Here is an 18,547-nt window from a genome sequence, read left to right on the forward strand (position 1 = left end):
CGGCATGAACATGCACACTTCAGCAGAAACCGACGCCCCCGAGGTGACACCGCCTGCGCCTGCCCCCGGCAGCGTCACGCCGATGATGGAGCAGTATATCGAGATCAAGGCGGCGAACCCGGATTCGCTCTTGTTCTATCGCATGGGCGATTTCTACGAGCTGTTCTTCGACGATGCCGAGAAGGCGAGCCGGGCGCTGGGTATCGTGCTGACCAAGCGCGGCAAGCATCAGGGCCACGACATTCCGATGTGCGGCGTGCCGGTGCATGCGGCCGACGACTATCTGCAGAAGCTGATCGGTCAGGGTTTCCGCGTTGCCGTCTGCGAGCAGATCGAGGACCCGGCGGAAGCCAGGAAACGCGGCGGCAAATCGGTGGTGCGCCGCGACGTGGTGAGGCTGGTGACGCCGGGCACCATCACCGAGGACAAATTGCTGGCGCCGTCGGAATCGAGTTTCCTGATGGCGTTGGGGCGGGTGAAGGGCGGCAGCAGCGATCACGCCTTCGCACTCGCCTGGATCGAGATCTCGACCGGTGTCTTCCGTGTCGCCGAAACCACGGCCGACCGGCTGCTGGCCGATGTCTTTCGCGTCGACCCGCGCGAGCTGATCGTAGCCGAGCCGGTGTTTTACGATCCCGAGCTGAAGCCGGTGTTCGACGTCATCGGCCGCGTCGCCAGCCCGCAGCCGCCGTCGCTGTTCGATTCGGCGTCGGCCGCGGGCAGGATCGCGCGTTTCTTCGAGGTGGCGACACCCGACAGTTTCGGCGCCTTCTCGCGCGCCGAACTGTCGGCGATCTCCGGCGCCATCGCCTATGTCGAAAAGACGCAGAAGGCCGAGCGGCCGCCACTGTCGCGCCCCGAACGCGAGGAGCAGGGCTCGACGCTGTTCATCGATCCGGCGACGCGCGGCAATCTGGAGCTGTTGCGCACGCTGTCGGGCAGCCGCGACGGCTCGCTGTTCAAGGCGATCGACCGCACGGTCACCGGCGGCGGCGCAAGGCTGCTCGCCGACCGGCTGATGGCGCCGCTGACCGACCCGGCGGCGATTGCTGCCAGGCTCGATTCGGTATCCTTCTTCCGTGCCGAGACGCGGCTCTGCCAGGCGGTGCGGTCAAGCCTGAAGAGCGTCGCCGACATGCCGCGGGCGCTGTCGCGGTTGGCGCTCAACCGCGGCGGGCCGCGCGACCTCGGCGCGCTGTGCGCCGGCTTCGAGGCGGCGGCCACCATCGCTGACCTGTTCGGGACGACGGCCCTGCCCACAGAGCTGACCGCAGCGCTGGCGGCGGTGGTGGCGCTGCCGCGCGCGCTGGCTGAGCATCTGTCGCAGGCGCTTGGCGACGAACTGCCCCTGCTCCGGCGCGATGGCGGCTTCGTGCGCGGCGGCTACCATGCCGAACTCGACGAAATGCGGGCGCTGCGCGATGAATCACGCAAGGTGATCGCCGGGCTGGAGCGCTCGCTGATCGACGAGACCGGAATCCGCTCGCTGAAAATCCGGCACAACAATGTGCTGGGCTACTACATCGAGGTGACCGCCAACCACCATTCGATCATGACCGGCAGCGACGGCGCCAAGGCGCGCTTCATCCATCGCCAGACCATGGCCAACGCCATGCGTTTTACGACGACCGAACTTGCCGAACTCGAGACCAAGATCGCCAACGCCGCCGACCGGGCGCTGAGCATCGAGCTTGCCGCTTTCGACACGCTGACGGCCGAAGCGGTGGGCGAGGCGCAGGCGATTCGCGCCGGCGCCGATGCGCTCGCCGTGCTCGACGTTTCCGCCGCCCTTGCGCTCCTCTCGGAGAGCGAGGCCTGGTGCCGGCCGCTGGTCGATGCCAGCCTTGCCTTCGAAATTTCGGGTGGGCGGCATCCGGTGGTGGAACAGGCGCTGCGGCGTTCTGGCGAAGGGCCGTTCGTCGCCAATGATTGCGATCTGTCGCCGCAAGGCGGCGCCAAGGCTGGCGCCATCTGGCTGCTGACCGGCCCAAACATGGGCGGTAAATCGACGTTCCTGCGGCAAAACGCGCTGATCGCAATCCTGGCGCAGACCGGCGCCTTCGTGCCGGCGACATCGGCCCATATCGGCGTCGTCGACCGGCTGTTCTCGCGCGTCGGCGCCTCGGATGATCTGGCGCGCGGCCGCTCGACCTTCATGGTCGAGATGGTCGAAACGGCGGCGATCCTCAACCAGGCCGGCGAGCGGGCGCTGGTGATCCTGGACGAGATCGGCCGCGGCACGGCGACGTTCGACGGCCTGTCGATCGCCTGGGCAGCGGTCGAGTACCTGCATGAAAAGAACCGCTGCCGGGCGATCTTTGCCACCCATTTCCATGAAATGACGGCGCTGTCCGGCAAACTGCCGCGCCTCTCCAACGTCACCATGCGGGTCAAGGAATGGGAGGGCGACGTGGTCTTCCTGCACGAGGTCGGCAAGGGTGCCGCCGACCGCTCCTATGGCGTCCAGGTCGCTCGCCTTGCCGGCCTGCCGGAAGCGGTGGTCGGCCGCGCCAAAGAGGTGCTGCACCAGCTTGAGGAAGGTGAGGTTTCCGGCAAGGCCAACCGGCTGGTAGACGATCTGCCTTTGTTTTCTGTGGCGGTGAAGCGGGAAGCGCCGAAGCCCGTGAAGAGCGATGCATTGGGCGCAGCCCTCGGCGAGATCAACCCGGACGAGATGACGCCGCGCGAGGCACTGGAAGCGCTCTACCGGCTGAAGGGGCTGGCGGGAAAACCGTAGCCCAATTCCAGACTTGACCCGACTGTACCAAACGGTACAATACTCGCCATCACCTGACGATGGGAGAATACGATGAGCCGTCCGCCGCTGCCGCCTTTCACCGCCGAGACCGCCGCACAGAAGGCGCGTATGGCCGAGGACGCCTGGAACAGCCGTGACCCGGAGCGGGTTTCGCTCGCCTATACCGAGGACAGCACCTGGCGCAATCGCGCCGAATTCGTCTCAGGCAGAAGTGAGATCGTCAGCTTCCTCACGCGCAAATGGGCGCGCGAGCTCGAGTACCGGCTGATCAAGGAGGTCTGGACCTGGAACGAGAACCGCATTGCCGTGCGCTTTGCCTATGAATGGCGTGACGACAGCGGCCACTGGTTCCGCTCCTACGGCAATGAGAATTGGGAATTCGACGCCGCCGGGCTGATGCGCCGGCGCGTCGCCAGCATCAACGACCTGCCGATCACTGAGGCCGAGCGCAAATATCACTGGCCGCTCGGCCGCCGGCCTGACGACCATCCGGGCCTGACCGAACTCGGCTTGTAAAGCGCAAATGCGCAGGATTGCGCCCGATCGTGGCGATTTGCTCTCCATCATCGGAGAGGTCTTTCGCGAGCATGGCTATGAGGGCGCCAGCCTGGCGCTGATCGGCGCGGCGACCGGCTTGGGCAAAGGCAGCCTCTATCACTTCTTTCCCGGCGGGAAGGAGGAGATGGCAGCGGCTGTGATTGCCCACATAGACGGCTGGTTCGAGGAGAATGTCTTCGTGCCGCTGCAGGACAAAGCTGATCCGCAAGCCGGCATTGAGCGCATGCTGGAGGCAACCGACAGCTATTTCCGCTCCGGCCAACGTGTCTGCCTGATCGGCGCCTTTGCGCTGGACGAGTCTCGCGACCTTTTTGCCAAGGCAATCAAAAGCTATTTCGGCCGCTGGGTGGCGCATCTTGCCGAGGCGCTGACCCGCACCGGCCACAGCCCGGCCAAGGCGGGAGAACTCGCAGAAGAGACGGTCGGCGCCATCCAGGGTGCACTCACGCTAGCACGCGCCTTCGATGACGCGGCGGTGTTTTCGCGCGCGCTGCAACGAGCGCGGGCGGCGCTCGGCTAGCGCTCACAAGGGTTCGAAACGGAAGGCCGTTTCGGTGCGAGAAACCCGGCCAACACCTGGTGAATCAAGATGCGCGCCGGCGACGTAACAGGCGTTGTCGCCGGCCAGGGCCAGTATCTGCAGCCGGCTTGCTCGCGCCTGATCCTGGTCGGCATCGAATTCCCAAGTGATCTCCGGCCGATCGAATTGAAGCGACGGCACATGCACGATGTCGCCCCAGATCAGCAGTGTTTCGCCCCCGCTGACAACGCGAAAGCAGGTGTGACCGACTTCATGGCCAGGGGTGGGGATCGTATCAATATGCGCGTTAAGGCGCTGCCCAGCGTCGAGAGGCTGGGCGCGGTCGTGGAAGCGTTCCAGCCTCGCCTCCTCCCGAAACATGTAGAGCTCAGCGCGCGGCACCAGCAGGCGCGTGAGCTGCGGGAAGCCATCCCGACCGTCGGCAAGGATGAGCCCGTGTATATGGTCGAGATGGGTGTGGGTGAAGGCAACGGTCCGTATCCGATCGGCGGCGATCTTGGCCTCGCGCAGCGCCTCGGGCAGATGCCCCATTGTCGGGTGCCAGGCGTTCGAGGAGCCCGTGTCGATCAGCGTGATGTCGTCGCCGTCATCGATCGCAAACGCATTGACCGATAGCCTGAGCGCACCGTCAACGAGAGGCACCTGCGACGGCAGGTCATCGCCGAATGGAATATCTCCCGAATGGCGCAGCCGCCTGATTGGCATGTCGACATAACCGTCACGCAGCGACGTGACCGTGATATCGCCGATCTTGTACGCGGTGTGACGAGGCCCGGTCGAAATCCGTTCCAATCTAGATCATCTCCAGCCCGCGCTTGCGGGTCGGCGGCGGGAAGGCGCGGTCGAGTTCGGCGAGGTCTTCGCCGGTGAGCTTGATGTCGAGCGCGGCGACATTCTGGCGGACATGGTCCTGGCTGCTGGCTTTCGGAATGGCGATGACGCCTGGTTGCGCCATCACCCAGGCCAGCGCGATCTGCGCCGCCGTGGCGTTGTGGCGAGCGGCGATGGTTTCCAGCCTGGCATTGCGGGCCAAGGCGCCCTGCTCGACCGGCGAATAAGCCATCAGCGGAATGCTGCGCTGCCGACTCCATGGCGCAAGGTCGAATTCGGGGCCGCGCCGCGACAGATTGTAGAGCACCTGGTTGGTCTGGACATTGCCGCCCGAGCGCAGCCCGGTCAGCTTCTCCATCTCGTCGGTGTCGAAATTGCTGACGCCCCAGTGGCGGATCTTGCCGGCCTTCTTCAACGCTTCGAAAGCGTCGACCGTCTCCGCCAGCGGCACGCTGCCCGGCCAGTGCAGGAGATAGAGATCTATGCGGTCGGTGCGCAGGCGCTTCAGGCTGTTTTCGCAGGCCCGCGCCACGCCGGCGCGCGAGGCATTGGACGGCAGCACCTTGGAGACAAGAAAGAGTTCGTCGCGGCGTCCGGCAATGGCTTCCGCCACAACCTCCTCGGCGCCGCCGCTGGCATACATTTCAGCGGTGTCGATCAGCGTCATACCGAGGTCCAGCCCGAGCTTCAGGGCATTGACCTCGCCGGCACGGCGGCGGGAATCCTCGCCCATCTTCCACGTGCCCTGGCCCAGCACCTGGACGGCTTCTCCCGAAGGGAGCGTGGTGGTTCTGATTTTAGATGACATGGCCAGCTCCGTGTGAAGTCAGATCGCGGCATAGCCGCCGTGGGAAATCCAGACTGAAGCTCCTCATCTTCGTCCAGGCGATTGTTCGACAAAGCCTCCTATGCGGCAGATGCGGTTGAACGGTGGAGGATCAGATAGACCACTCCACTTACCATCGCACTCGCGAGTGCCGCCGCTGAATAGGTGACAGCAATGCCAAGGTTGTCCAGCCAGATTGCCACCACGGCGAAGAACGCGGCAAACGAAAACGAGCCAGTGATCACCCCTCGAAGAAGATTTGATGCGGCACCCGCTCCCATCTGATGGTGGGTAAAAACGCTCAGGATCAGAACGAAAACCGGAAATGGCGCAAGCAGGCCGCTTAGCTTTGCGCCGACATGCCCTGTCAAGAAAGTGATCAGAAGCACGAAGGCAGCTGATACCAGCATCCGCAGAGTGAGATCAAAACGGATCGTGACCTTTGCAGCGGCGTCAATGTTCACAGGCTTCAATATGGCCATGAAAAGCAGGATCGCTGCCAGAAGCAACCCCAATCCGGATGCGACAGTCCATTCGAATTCATTCCAGATCAATGTCGCTGCAAAAAACGCGCCTGCGCTGCACAGAACGGTCATGGCCACATTGAGCCGCTTTGCCAGCAGCGCATAGGTAAAACAGAAGATGCACGTCGAAACCTGGCCAACGAAATTTGCCACCGCTGCGTGCTGCGCAAACGAAGCGCCATGCTCCAGCGCCGTAAAGACCGAGATCGGTCCCGTTATCAGCGGAACGCCCATAAGCATTCCGCCTACAGCGGGGCCGTATTTGCGGCTCAGCAGCGTAAGGCAAAGGATAAGAACCGGCGCGGTGGCAAGCTTAAAGGCCAAGATCACGGGCAAGATGGCAACTGCCTGGCACTATCCATCATTCGGGCCCTCTTGCCACATTTCTTCGACGCCTCGACCCGTCTTGACGACATGCCTGAGTCCTGACGCCGGCACTATAGCGAGCGGGAGACTTCCAGAAAGGATATTCCGCTGCGGCCGCCCATACCCTACTTAACCGGATGGGCGGCGAGCCAGCCCTGCATCTGCTTGATCTCGGCTTCCTGGGCAGCGATGACGCCTTCGGCCAGCTTGCGGATTTCAGGATCCTTGCCATTGGCGAGTTCCACCTTGGCCATGTCGATTGCGCCCTGATGATGCGGGATCATGCCGCGCACGAAATCGACATCGGCATTGCCGGAATATTCGGAGGCCATCATGTCGGCATGCATCTTATCCATCGCCGCCTTGTAGCCTTCGGTCGACGGACTGGTCGCGTCTGTCGCCATCGCGCCCATGTCATGTTTCATCTCCTCGGACTGCGCCGGGACGCTTTCGAGGAAAACGGCAAGCAGCATTCCCGCCGCCATCAGCAAAAGCACGATCTTTTTAGCCAAGGTCATCCATGATCTCCTGTTGATTGGATTTCGTATTTGGGGGTTGAGTTCAGAGTTTCAATGTCCTCAGCCGCAATGCGTTGGCGATGACCGAAACCGAGGACAGGCTCATCGCCGCCGCCGCCAGCATCGGCGACAACAACGTGCCGGTGAGCGGATAGAGCACGCCGGCGGCGACCGGCACGCCGAGCACATTGTAGAGGAAGGCGAAGAACAGGTTCTGGCGGATATTGCGGATCGTCGCCTGGGCCAGCGTTCGCGCCCTGACGATGCCGTTGAGATCGCCCTTGACCAGCGTAATGCCTGCGCTTTCGACGGCGACATCGGCGCCGGTGCCCATGGCGATGCCGACATCGGCGGCGGCCAAGGCCGGCGCATCGTTGACGCCGTCGCCGGCCATGGCGATGCCAGCGCCCTTGGCGCGCAGTTCCTCGACCAATGCCGCCTTCTGCTCCGGCAGCAGGCCGGCGCGCACCTCGTCGATCCCGAGACTTTTGGCGATGGCGCGCGCCGTGCGCTCATTGTCGCCGGTCGCCATGATGATCTTCAGTCCCCTGTCGTGCAGTGCCCGGATCGCCTCGGCCGTCGTTGCCTTGATCGGGTCGGCGACGGCGACGATGCCGGCCAGTTTTTTGTCGACGGCAACGAACATGACGGTGTTACCTTCGGCCTGCAGCGCCTCGGCCCTGGCCGACAGGGACGCGGTATCGATACCAAGATCGGCCATCATGGCGGCATTGCCGAGCGCGACCTCGCGGGTTGACACAGTGCCGGAGACGCCCTTGCCGGTGACGGCTTCGAAGCCACTGGCCTCTTCGATTGTCAGGCCACGCTCACCGGCGCCGCCGACGATTGCTTCGGCCAAAGGATGCTCCGAGCCTTTTTCGAGGCCAGCGGCGAGCGCCAGCAATTCGTTCTCCGAAAAGCCTTCGGCAGCGACGACATCGGTCAGCCGAGGCTTGCCTTCGGTCAAGGTGCCGGTCTTATCGACAATCAGCGTGTCGACCGAGGCAAAGCGTTCGAGCGCTGCCGCTTCCTTGATCAGCACGCCGGCATGCGCCCCGCGCCCGGTGGCGGTCATGATCGACATCGGCGTCGCCAGGCCGAGCGCGCAGGGACAGGCGATGATCAGCACCGAGACCGCCGAGACGATGGCGGAGATCAGGCTGGGTTCGGGGCCAAAGACCGCCCAGGCGGCAAAGGCGGCAAGCGCGATCAGCACGACGGCCGGGACGAAATAGAAGGAAACGCGATCGGCCAACCCTTGAATCGGTGCGCGCGAACGCTGCGCCTTGGCGACCAGTTCGACGATGCGCGAAAGCGTGGTCTCGGCGCCGACCTTTTCGGCGCGCATGATCAGCGAGCCGTTCTTGTTCAGCGTGCCGCCGGTCAAGGCATCGCCTCCGGTCTTTTCGACCGGCAGCGGCTCGCCCGAGATCATCGATTCGTCGACCGAGGAGCGACCCTCGAGCACGATGCCGTCGACCGGCACTGCATCGCCCGGACGGATGCGCAGCCGGTCGCCGGCCTTGACCGCATCGAGCGGCACGTCGGCCTCGGAGCCGTCGTCCCCGATCAACCGCGCCGTCTTCGGCGCCAGGTCGAGAAGCGCGCGGATGGCCGAGCCGGTCTTTTCGCGGGCTCGCAATTCGAGGACCTGGCCGAGGAACACCAGCGCGACGATGACGGCGGCGGCCTCGAAATAGACCGGCACGCTGCCGCCATGACCGCGGAACTGATGCGGGAAGATGTCCGGAAACAGCGTAGCGACGACGCTGTAAAGATAGGCAGCACCGACGCCGAGCGAAATCAGCGTCCACATGTTGGGGCTGCGATTGACCAGCGACTCCCAGCCGCGATGGAAGAACGGGAAGGCCGCCCACAGCACGACCGGGCTGGCCAGCGCCAGTTCCAGCCAGACCATCGTGCGTTCATCGACAAAGGCCTGGAACGTCAGGCCGAGCATCGGCGCCATGGCGACGATCAGCAGCGGCACGGATAGCACCGCGCTGACCCAGAGGCGCCTGGTGAAGTCGACCAGTTCGGGGTTCGGGCCCTCGTCGCCGGTGGGTACGCCCATCGGCTCCAGCGCCATGCCACAGATCGGGCAAGAGCCGGGCTTGTCCCTGATCACCTCGGGATGCATCGGGCAGGTGTATTGCGTGCCTTTCGGCATTGGCGACGGCGCCGGCCTGTCGCCGAGATATTTTTGCGGCTCAGCCTCGAACTTCGCCTGGCAGCCGGCCGAGCAGAAATAGAAACCCTGACCTTCGTGGCGGAAAAAATGCTTCCCAGTGGCCCGGTCGACGCTCATGCCGCAGACAGGGTCGGTGGCGGTCAGGTATTTTTCAGGCGCAGCGACGAATTTCGTGCGGCAGCCCTCGCTGCAGAAGTGAAAGAGACGGCCGCCATGTTCGGCCGTCGGCTTGCCTGCGGCCGGATCGACGCTCATGCCGCAGACCGGGTCGCGCACCACCGCCTCGGCGGCCGGCGCAGCCGCCTTTGCCGTACAGCAGCTGCCATCGGCAGCATGCGCGTGGTGGTGATGCTCGGAATGCGCCATCGAATAAATGCCTTCATGTCTGTCTGGATGCGGAGGTAGTGCTTCCAGTAACTGGAAGGTCAAGGGGCGATTTCGACTTTTCGATCATGGCCGCCATCTGACGGCATCGAGGGAAAATCGCTTACGCAATTTCTTTCCTATGTTATGGACGCGACCACCCGCATCCACTGCATCGATCCCACCTAAATGAAATGCCTGGTTATCAATCTCGATCGGTCCCGCGACCGCCTCGCCCACGTGTCGGCCGAGTTCGCCCGCATAGGCATCGCCTTTGAACGGGTCGTCGCCATCGACGCGCGCGATCGGCCGGATCTGGCCGAAATGTCGCAGGGCAAGAAGCAGTTGCGTATGGCTGACGGCGAGATCGCCTGCCTGCTCAGCCATAAACAATGCTGGTCGATCATTGCGGCAGGCGATGACGCCTATGGCGCCATCTTCGAGGACGATGTCGTCTTCGCTGACAATGCCGGCGCTTTGCTTGCCGATGTGGGCTGGATTCCCGCCGATGCGGACATCGTCAAGCTGGAAACGTTCTTCAATCGAACCGTGATTTCACGCAAGAAGGTTGCCTGTGGCAACGGTTTTTCTGCGAGCAGGCTGTACGCCGTCCATATCGGTACGGCCGGGTACATCCTGTCGAGACAGGCCGCCCGAGATCTCATCGAAGCAACGAATGACATTGCCATTCCCGTCGATCAGCTCGTCTTCAATCCGCGTTTTGCGACCTCGTCCCGCGACGTCATTTATCAGCTTGTGCCGGCTTTGTGCCTGCAGGCTCAGTTCCTTGGCGGCAGTCCGGTGAGACTGCCGAGCCTGCTCAAGCAGAATCGCACGGAGGAATGGGTGGCAAGCGGCCGGGATAAAAAACGCCATAAGCCGATTGCCACCAAGGTGGGGATCGAGGCCAAGCGGCTGGCGAGGCAAATCGCCGATCTCTTCCGGTTACGGCGGGAGAAAATCATCCCGTTCGAGTTTCGCGGCCGACGCGTCCGTCCGCCCCATACCCAGCATCGTGAAAACGCGCTATAGACGCCGCCGAAAGGCGAGGCCAACCGGCAACTTATGGCAAAAATCTCCCTCAAACTCGACGAGTTGATCGACAGCGACGCCCTGCGCCGCGAGATGACGGCGCTGACCTCGGCCGGCAACGGCGCCGAGCCCGGGGCGCGCGTCGGCGCGCTCAGGCTGCTCAAGGGTCGGCTGACCGAGGGCCGCAAGGTCGCCGAGCGCATGTTGATGGACGATGGCAGCGGCGCCGCCTGCGCCGCCCGGCTGTCGCATCTCATGGACGAGATCATCCGCGCCCTCTACGAATTCGCCGCGACCCATGTCTATCGCGTGAAAAACCCGTCGACCGCCGAGCGCATGGCTGTCGTTGCCGTCGGCGGCTATGGCCGCGGCACGCTGGCGCCGGGTTCCGACATCGACCTGTTGTTCCTGCTGCCCTACAAGCAGACGCCGTGGGGCGAGCAGATCGTCGAATACATGCTCTATATGCTGTGGGACCTCGGACTGAAGGTCGGCCACGCCACCCGCAACATCGACGAGTGCCTGAGGCTGTCGCGCAGCGACATCACCATCCGCACCTCGATCCTGGAGGCCCGGTTCCTGTGGGGCGAGCAAAAGCTCTTTGACGAATTGCTAACCCGCTTCGACCATGAAGTGGTGCGCACCACGGGACCGGAATATGTGCAGGCCAAGCTCGCCGAACGCGACGAGCGCCATGCCAAGGCCGGCGAAAGCCGCTATCTGGTCGAGCCAAACGTCAAGGACGGCAAGGGCGGCCTGCGCGATTTGCAGACGCTGTTCTGGATCGCCAAATATTTTTATCGCGTGCGCACCGGCGAGGAATTGGTCGACAAGGCTGTTTTCACCGAAGCCGAATACAGGGAATTCCTCAAGGCCGAGGACTTTCTGTGGGCGGTGCGCTGCCACATGCATTTCCTCACCGGCAAGCCCGAAGAGCGGCTGCATTTCGACATCCAGCGCGAGATCGCCGAGCGTCTCGGCTACACCACCCATCCCGGCCTGTCGGCGGTCGAGCGCTTCATGAAGCACTATTTTCTCGTCGCCAAGGATGTCGGCGACCTGACCCGCATCTTCTGCGCCGCGCTCGAGGAGGAGCAGGCCAAGCACGTTCCGGGCTTCAACCGCATCTTCCTCACCTTCCAGCGCCGCAAGCGCAAGCTGGCCGGCACGTCCGATTTTATCGTCGACAACCATCGCATCAACGTCGCCGACGACACGGTGTTCGAGCGCGACCCGGTCAATCTGCTCAGGCTGTTCTGGTTCGCCGACAAGCACGGGCTGGAATTCCATCCCGATGCGCTGAAGCTGCTCACCCGTTCGCTCGGTCTGGTCAACAAGTCGCTGCGGCGCGACGAGGAGGCCAACCGGCTGTTCCTCGACATCCTGACCTCGGACCGCAATGCCGAGCTCAATCTGCGGCGCATGAACGAGGCCGGCCTGCTCGGCAAGCTGATCCCCGACTTCGGCAAGATCGTCGCCATGATGCAGTTCTCGATGTACCACCACTATACGGTGGACGAGCACCTCATCCGCTGCATCGGCGTTTTGGCCGAGATCGAGCGCGGCGACGGCGAGAAGGTGCATCCGCTGTCGCACACGCTGATGCCGGGGCTGAAGAAGAGCCGCGAGGCGCTCTATGTCGCCGTGCTCTTGCATGACATCGCCAAGGGCCGGCCGGAGGATCACTCCGAGGCCGGCGCCCGGATAGCGCGGCGCATCTGCCCGCATATGGGACTGTCGGCCGCCGATACCGAGACCGTCGCCTGGCTGGTCGAGAACCATCTGGTGATGTCGATGACGGCGCAGACGCGCGACCTCAACGACCGCAAGACGATCGAGGATTTCGCCGCGATCGTGCAGTCGGTCGAACGGCTGAAGATGCTGCTGATCCTCACTGTGTGCGACATCAGAGGCGTCGGACCAGGCGTCTGGAATGGCTGGAAAGGTCAGCTCCTGCGCACGCTCTACTACGAGACCGAACTCTTGTTGACCGGCGGCTTCTCGGAAGTGTCGCGCGCCCAGCGCACGGCGGCATCACGCGAACGTCTGGCCGAGGCGCTGGCCGACTGGCCGGACAAGGCGCGCAAGCGCTATGTCGGCCTGCACTATGAGAATTATCTGTTGACCGTCGATCTCGCCGATCAGCTGCGCCATGCCGAATTCATCCGCGAGGCGGACGCGGCCGGCAAGAAGCTCGCCACCGTGGTCAGGACCCACCAGTTCGAAGCTGTGACCGAGATCACCGTTTTGGCGCAGGACCATCCGCGTCTGCTTTCGGTCATTGCCGGGGCCTGTGCGGGCGCCGGCGGCAACATCGTCGACGCGCAGATCTTCACCACGTCCGACGGCCGCGCCCTGGACATTATCCTGATCTCGCGGGAGTTCGACCGCGACGAGGACGAGCGCCGCCGCGCCGAGCGCGTCGGCCGGCTGATCGAAGACGTGCTGTCGGGCAAGAGCTGGCTGCCGGAAATGATCGAGAAGCGCACCCGGCCGCGGCGCGGCGCCAAGGTGTTCAAAATTCCGCCGCGCGCCGAAATCCGCAACACGCTGTCGAACCGGTTTTCGGTGGTCGAGGTCGAGGGGCTCGACCGGCCCGGCCTGTTGTCGGAGATCACCAGTGCGTTGTCCGACCTGTCGCTCGACATCGCCTCGGCCCACATCACCACCTTCGGCGAGAAGGTCATCGATACTTTCTATGTCACCGACTTGACCGGACAGAAGATCGACAGCCCGGCGCGCACCGCCGCCATCCGCACCAGGCTGATCGCCGCACTCGAGGGCATTGCCCCGGAGCGCGGTGGCAAGGCCAAGGCGGCGGCTGAGTGACCATCACTTTGTCCCAATCACCCCCTTTTTCCCAATCATCCAGGCAATCTTCCCGCGCATGAGCCTCGTCAAGAAATTCGCCACGGTTGCGTCCGGCACGCTGATGAGCCGCGCGCTCGGCTTTGGCCGCGAGATGCTGATGGCGGCTGCACTCGGTACCGGACCGGTGGCGGACGCCTTCAACGCCGCCTTTCAGTTTCCCAACACGTTTCGCCGGCTGTTTGCCGAAGGCGCCTTCAACGCCGCCTTCGTGCCGCTGTTTGCCAAGGAGATCGAGACGCACGGCACCGACGGCGCCAAGCGCTTTTCGGAGGAAGTGTTCGGCGTGCTGTTCTCGGCGCTGCTGGCGCTGACCATCATCATGGAACTGGCGATGCCGCTGATCGTGCGCTATCTGGTGGCGCCGGGGTTTGCCGACACGCCGGGCAAGTTCGAGACCACCGTCCTGCTTGCGACGATCATGTTCCCGTATCTCATCTGCATGTCGCTGGCGGCGATGATGGCCGGCATGCTGAATTCGCTGCGCCGCTATTTCGCGGCAGCCGTCGCACCCGCCTTCCTCAACATCATCCTGATCAGCGTGCTTGGTTATGCCTGGTACCACGGCATGGATGCTCGCGAAGTCGGCTTCAGCCTGTCCTGGGGCGTGCTGGCGGCCGGACTGGTGCAGCTTGCCATCGTCTGGGTGGCGGTGCGCAATGCCGGCATCGCAATCGGTTTTCGCCGGCCGAAAATGACGCCCAACGTCAAGCGGCTGCTGATCCTGGCGCTGCCAGCGGCGATCACCGGCGGCATCACCCAGATCAACCAGCTGATCGGCACGGCGATCGCCTCGGCGCAGGACAGTGCCGTGTCATCACTCGCCTACGCCGACCGCATCTACCAGCTGCCGCTCGGCGTCGTCGGCGTCGCGGTGGCGATCGTGCTGTTGCCGGAATTGTCGCGGGCGCTGAAGTCGGGCAATCTGGTCGAGGCCGCCAATCTGCAGAACCGCTCGGTCGAATTCACGCTGTTCATGACCTTGCCGGCGGCGGCCGCGCTGTGGGTTATGTCCGAGCCGATCGTACGGCTGGTCTATGAGCGCGGCGCCTTTGCCGCCAACCATTCGACACCGACGGTGGCTGCGATCCTGGCGATCTTCGGCCTTGGCCTGCCCGCCTTCGTGCTGATCAAGGCCTTCACCCCCGGCTATTTCGCCCGCGAAGACACGCGCACGCCGATGATGTTCGCCGCCATTTCGGTGGGCGTGAACGTCGCGACCGCGCTGACGCTGTTTCCCAGGATGGGCGCGCCCGGCATCGCGGTGGCCTCGGCCGTCGCCGGCTGGGTCAATGCGGTGATGCTGCTTGCCGTCTTGATCCGGCGCGGCCATTGGGGCCGCGACGTGCCGCTGCTGAAGCGCATCCCGCGCCTGGTGCTGTCGGCGGTGGTGATGGCGGCGGCGCTCTATTTCGCCGAACACTGGCTGGCGGTCAGGCTCGGCCCCGGCTCGCCATTGGTGATCAAGGCGACGACGCTGCTGGCGCTGGTCGCCTGCGGCGCGGCTCTCTATTTCGTCACCGCCTTTGCCACCGGCGGCGCCGATTTCGGCATGATCCGCCGGAATGTGAAACGCGGCTCTGGCAAAGCAACCCCACCCGCCGCAAACACCGAACTGGACGAGTAGTCGGGGCAGCCCGACGGCGCCGGTCTTGATCGCAAGGCCGCTCTCGTCCATAAGCGCGCCGTCGAAAGACTTTCGCCGCGCGCGAAACGGCCCTCCACAAGCCATGAGGACATCATGACCGCCTTCAAACAACTCGTCTTTTCCGGCGTCCAGCCGACCGGCAATCTGCATCTCGGCAACTATCTCGGCGCCATCAAGAAATTCGTTGCGCTCCAGGACACGTCCGACTGCATCTATTGCGTCGTCGACCTGCATTCGCTGACCGCGCAGCTCGTCCATGACGACCTTGCCGACCAGACCCGCTCGATCACCGCCGCCTTCCTTGCCTCCGGCATCGACCCGACGAAGCACATCGTCTTCAACCAGTCGCGGGTGATGCAGCATGCCGAGCTTGCCTGGATCTTCAACTGCGTGGCGCGCATCGGCTGGATGAACAAGATGACGCAGTTCAAGGACAAGGCCGGCAAGGACCGCGAGAATGCTTCGCTCGGCCTGCTCGCCTACCCTTCGCTGATGGCGGCCGACATCCTGCTCTATCGCGCCACCCATGTGCCGGTGGGCGAGGACCAGAAGCAGCATCTGGAGCTGACCCGCGACATCGCGCAGAAATTCAACAACGACTTTTCGAGCCGCATCGCCAGCCTTGGCGTCGGCGTCGAGATGCAGGTCGGCGAAGAGACGGTGAACGGCTTTTTCCCGATCACCGAACCCGTCATCGGCGGCCCGGCGGCGCGCATCATGAGCCTGCGCGACGGCTCCAAGAAGATGTCGAAATCGGACCCGTCCGACCTGTCGCGCATCAATCTGACCGACGATGCAGACACCATTTCGAAGAAGATCCGCAAGGCCAAGACCGACCCGGAGGCCTTGCCGAGCGAGGTCGACGGCCTGGAAAGCCGGCCGGAAGCGGAAAATCTGGTCGGCATCTATGCCGGGCTGGCCGAGATGTCGAAGGCCGACGTGCTGAAGGAGTTCGGCGGTCAGCAGTTTTCGGTGTTCAAGCCGGCGCTGGCCGACCTTGCCGTGGAAAAACTGGCGCCGATCGCCGGCGAGATGCGCCGCATCGAAGGCGACCGCGCCTATGTCGACGCGGTGCTGAAGGATGGCGGCGAGCGCGCCGGCGTGCTGGCCGAGACCACGATGAAAACCGTGCGCGACATTGTCGGCCTGCTGCAGGGCTGATCTGCATCGCCTGTGCACCGCACCATACTGGCACAAGGCCGGCCGCTTGCGGCCGGCCGGCGCGGGTGGCAGATTGCGGCCGAAATAGCATCGAGTAGATAGACATGGTCTCCAAACGCCTCAGTCGCGAAGCCGGCCATCGCAGGAAATTCCTGACGATCATCGACGACACGCCGGAGTGCGAGCGCGCCGTCGCCTACGCTTCGAAGCGGGCGCAGAGCACCAGTGGGACGCTGGTGCTGCTCTACATCATCACGCCGGACGACTTTCAGCACTGGCTGGGTGTTGAGAAGATCATGCGCGAGGAAGCCAACGCCACGGCGCGCGCTGCGCTCGACGGCTATGCCAACAAGGTGCGTCAGAAGCTCGGCATCGAGCCCGAAATGGTGGTGCGCGAAGGCAAGCCGACCGAGGAGATCCACAAGCTGATCGAGGAAGACCAGGACATCGCCATCCTGGTGCTGGCGGCAGGCGCCGGCAAGGAAGGGCCTGGTCCCTTGGTCGGCGCTGTCGCCGGCAAGGGCGCCGCCTTCCCCATTCCGGTCACAGTGGTGCCGCAGAATCTGTCGGACGAGGAGATCGACAGCCTCGCCTGAAGGTGTATTGATATTCAGGTGATGCCAGCCTGCGAATGGCGGCGTCCTGCGCTTCCGGTGCTCACGTACTTCTAGTACGCTCCGCTCCGGTTCTCGGACGCCACTATTCTCGACTCGGCCTGACCTGAATCTCAACACACCTCGAGCAGGCCGGGAGCCAGCAAAAACATTCCGCCAGCCAGCCATTTCTAGCGACGCGTTTCGCTTGAATGTCCAGCCGATTGAGCCTATTTAGAACTATTCCAAACTAGCTGCCCGACTGGGGCACGGAGACGGCCATGTTCATCCAGACCGAATCGACGCCGAACCCGGCAACATTGAAATTCCTGCCCGGCAAGGAAGTGCTTGTTGAAGGCACCGCGGATTTCCGCGATGCCGACAGTGCAGCCAGCGCCTCGCCGCTGGCCGGCCGGCTGTTCGAGATCCCCGGCGTCACCGGCGTGTTCTTCGGCTATGACTTCATCACCGTGACCAAGGACGGCCCCGACTGGCAGCATCTGAAGCCGGCCATCCTGGGCGCCATCATGGAGCATTTCATGTCGGGCGCGCCCGTCATGGTCAACGCCGGCCCCGCCGCCGAGACCAGCCAGACCGGCGAATTCTACGACAAGGCCGACGAGCAACTGGTCATCACCATCAAGGAACTGCTCGACACAAGGGTGCGCCCGGCGGTTGCCCAGGACGGCGGCGACATCACCTTCCGCGGCTTCGAGAACGGCACTGTGTTCCTGCACATGAAGGGCGCCTGCGCCGGCTGCCCGTCGTCGACGGCGACGCTGAAGCACGGCATCCAGAACCTGCTTCGGCATTTCGTGCCGGAAGTTCAGCAGGTCGAGCAGGTCTCTTAAAAGGCCTTTCCCAACGGACCAAAAACAAAAAACCGGGCCAAATTGCCCGGTTTTCTGTTTGGGACGTCCGTTGTTGCCTAGACGGTCCGCGTCATAAAACTCGTCACATCACAATGACCTTGGCGCCGACCGACGTGCGGTCGTAGAGGTCGATGATGTCCTGGTTCATCAGCCGGATGCAGCCCGACGACATCGCCTTGCCGATCGAATTCCATTCTGGGCTGCCATGCAGGCGATAGCCCATGTCGCCGCCCTTGTTGAACAGGTACATGGCGCGCGCGCCGAGCGGATTCTTCAGGCCCGGCTCCATGCCGCTGGCAAACTTGGCCAGTTCGGGCTGGCGCTGGATCATCTGCCGCGGCGGGGTCCAGGTCGGCCATTCGCGCTTCAGCGCGATGTGGGCGGTGCCGTGCCATTCAAAACCTTCGCGGCCGACGCCGATGCCGTAGCGGATCGCCCGGCCGTCGCCTTCGACGAAGTAGAGAAACTTGTTCTGGGTATCGACGACAATGGTGCCCGGCTTTTCCGAGGTGTCGTAGTTCACCTCTTGCCGGTGATACTTCAGCGGCACCTTCTCGATCGGGATGCGCGGCAGCTGATAGCCTGCATCGTTCACCGAACCGTAGTTGTTGCTGAAGAGCTGCGAGCCGATCGTGCTGCAACCCGAGATCGCGGTCGACAACGCAAGTGCAGCGACGATTGCAAATGACTTCATGCGCATGAAATGGTCCGATGCCCCGCCCAGAATCGATCGGCACGTTGCGGCCGCTTTTCCTGAAATCATTCTTGCTGGCATTTGCTTTGCTTGCCAAGCACGCGATGCCTATATGCAAGGGCTTACATGCCGGTAAGCCATCAACTATGGCAATTCGGCAACAGGGGTCACAGGATTGTGAAGGAAAATCAATGGGCGGTCCT

Annotated in this window: 15 protein-coding genes; 9 read left to right on the forward strand and 6 right to left on the reverse strand. The window is 63.6% G+C overall.

What is annotated here, in order from left to right; all coding sequences use genetic code 11:
* Positions 1-4 precede the first annotated feature (4 nt).
* The 3 genes from mutS to AC1DZ8_RS02340 all read left to right on the forward strand — a co-directional run bounded on the left by mutS (position 5) and on the right by AC1DZ8_RS02340 (position 3,836).
* The gene (mutS, locus tag AC1DZ8_RS02330; protein WP_477300324.1) at positions 5-2,737 is read left to right on the forward strand and encodes a DNA mismatch repair protein MutS; all 2,733 of its coding nucleotides are present in this window, start codon (positions 5-7) and stop codon (positions 2,735-2,737) included.
* Positions 2,738-2,809: 72 nt separating this feature from the next.
* Positions 2,810-3,274 carry a nuclear transport factor 2 family protein gene (locus AC1DZ8_RS02335; protein WP_477300322.1) on the forward strand — a complete coding sequence of 155 codons (465 nt, stop codon included), beginning with the start codon at positions 2,810-2,812 and terminating at the stop codon, positions 3,272-3,274.
* Between the two features lie 7 nt (positions 3,275-3,281).
* Positions 3,282-3,836 carry a TetR/AcrR family transcriptional regulator gene (locus AC1DZ8_RS02340; protein ID WP_477300320.1) on the forward strand — a complete coding sequence of 185 codons (555 nt, stop codon included), beginning with the start codon at positions 3,282-3,284 and terminating at the stop codon, positions 3,834-3,836.
* Between the two features lie 3 nt (positions 3,837-3,839).
* Here AC1DZ8_RS02340 and AC1DZ8_RS02345 read toward each other — a convergent pair whose 3' ends face one another.
* The 5 genes from AC1DZ8_RS02345 to AC1DZ8_RS02365 form a co-directional block, all read right to left on the reverse strand.
* Positions 3,840-4,649: an MBL fold metallo-hydrolase gene (locus AC1DZ8_RS02345; RefSeq protein ID WP_477400291.1), complete on the reverse strand. Its 810-nt coding sequence runs from the start codon at positions 4,647-4,649 to the stop codon at positions 3,840-3,842.
* A gap of 1 nt (position 4,650) precedes the next feature.
* Complete coding sequence (locus AC1DZ8_RS02350; protein WP_477300316.1) at positions 4,651-5,496, reverse strand: aldo/keto reductase; 846 nt, start codon at positions 5,494-5,496, stop codon at positions 4,651-4,653.
* A gap of 98 nt (positions 5,497-5,594) precedes the next feature.
* Positions 5,595-6,374, reverse strand: coding sequence for a hypothetical protein (locus AC1DZ8_RS02355; protein WP_477300314.1), 780 nt, complete (start codon positions 6,372-6,374; stop codon positions 5,595-5,597).
* Between the two features lie 155 nt (positions 6,375-6,529).
* A complete protein-coding gene (copM, locus tag AC1DZ8_RS02360; protein ID WP_352582186.1) occupies positions 6,530-6,922 on the reverse strand; it encodes a CopM family metallochaperone in 393 nt (130 codons plus the stop codon).
* Between the two features lie 43 nt (positions 6,923-6,965).
* Positions 6,966-9,479, reverse strand: a complete 2,514-nt coding sequence (locus tag AC1DZ8_RS02365) for a heavy metal translocating P-type ATPase (RefSeq protein WP_477400292.1) — start codon at positions 9,477-9,479, stop codon at positions 6,966-6,968.
* A gap of 186 nt (positions 9,480-9,665) precedes the next feature.
* Here AC1DZ8_RS02365 and AC1DZ8_RS02370 point away from each other — a divergent pair, with 186 nt between their 5' ends.
* From AC1DZ8_RS02370 to AC1DZ8_RS02395, 6 genes are all read left to right on the forward strand, one after another.
* On the forward strand, positions 9,666-10,508 hold the full coding sequence (locus tag AC1DZ8_RS02370) for a glycosyltransferase family 25 protein (protein ID WP_477300310.1): 843 nt from the start codon (positions 9,666-9,668) through the stop codon (positions 10,506-10,508).
* Positions 10,509-10,541: 33 nt separating this feature from the next.
* Entirely contained in the window at positions 10,542-13,337 is a 2,796-nt protein-coding gene (locus tag AC1DZ8_RS02375; protein ID WP_477300308.1) for a [protein-PII] uridylyltransferase, read from the forward strand.
* A 58-nt stretch (positions 13,338-13,395) separates the two neighbouring features.
* Complete coding sequence (gene murJ, locus AC1DZ8_RS02380; protein ID WP_477300306.1) at positions 13,396-15,003, forward strand: murein biosynthesis integral membrane protein MurJ; 1,608 nt, start codon at positions 13,396-13,398, stop codon at positions 15,001-15,003.
* 114 nt (positions 15,004-15,117) lie between these two features.
* Entirely contained in the window at positions 15,118-16,185 is a 1,068-nt protein-coding gene (gene trpS, locus AC1DZ8_RS02385; protein WP_477300304.1) for a tryptophan--tRNA ligase, read from the forward strand.
* A gap of 104 nt (positions 16,186-16,289) precedes the next feature.
* On the forward strand, positions 16,290-16,781 hold the full coding sequence (locus AC1DZ8_RS02390) for a universal stress protein (protein ID WP_023672856.1): 492 nt from the start codon (positions 16,290-16,292) through the stop codon (positions 16,779-16,781).
* A gap of 278 nt (positions 16,782-17,059) precedes the next feature.
* Complete coding sequence (locus tag AC1DZ8_RS02395; RefSeq protein ID WP_023685140.1) at positions 17,060-17,629, forward strand: NifU family protein; 570 nt, start codon at positions 17,060-17,062, stop codon at positions 17,627-17,629.
* A gap of 103 nt (positions 17,630-17,732) precedes the next feature.
* On the opposite strand, the gene AC1DZ8_RS02400 is transcribed toward AC1DZ8_RS02395, so the two are convergent.
* Positions 17,733-18,350 carry a L,D-transpeptidase gene (locus tag AC1DZ8_RS02400; protein ID WP_477300301.1) on the reverse strand — a complete coding sequence of 206 codons (618 nt, stop codon included), beginning with the start codon at positions 18,348-18,350 and terminating at the stop codon, positions 17,733-17,735.
* Positions 18,351-18,547: the final 197 nt, after the last annotated feature.

This window comes from Mesorhizobium sp. P2_F7, assembly GCF_056403695.1.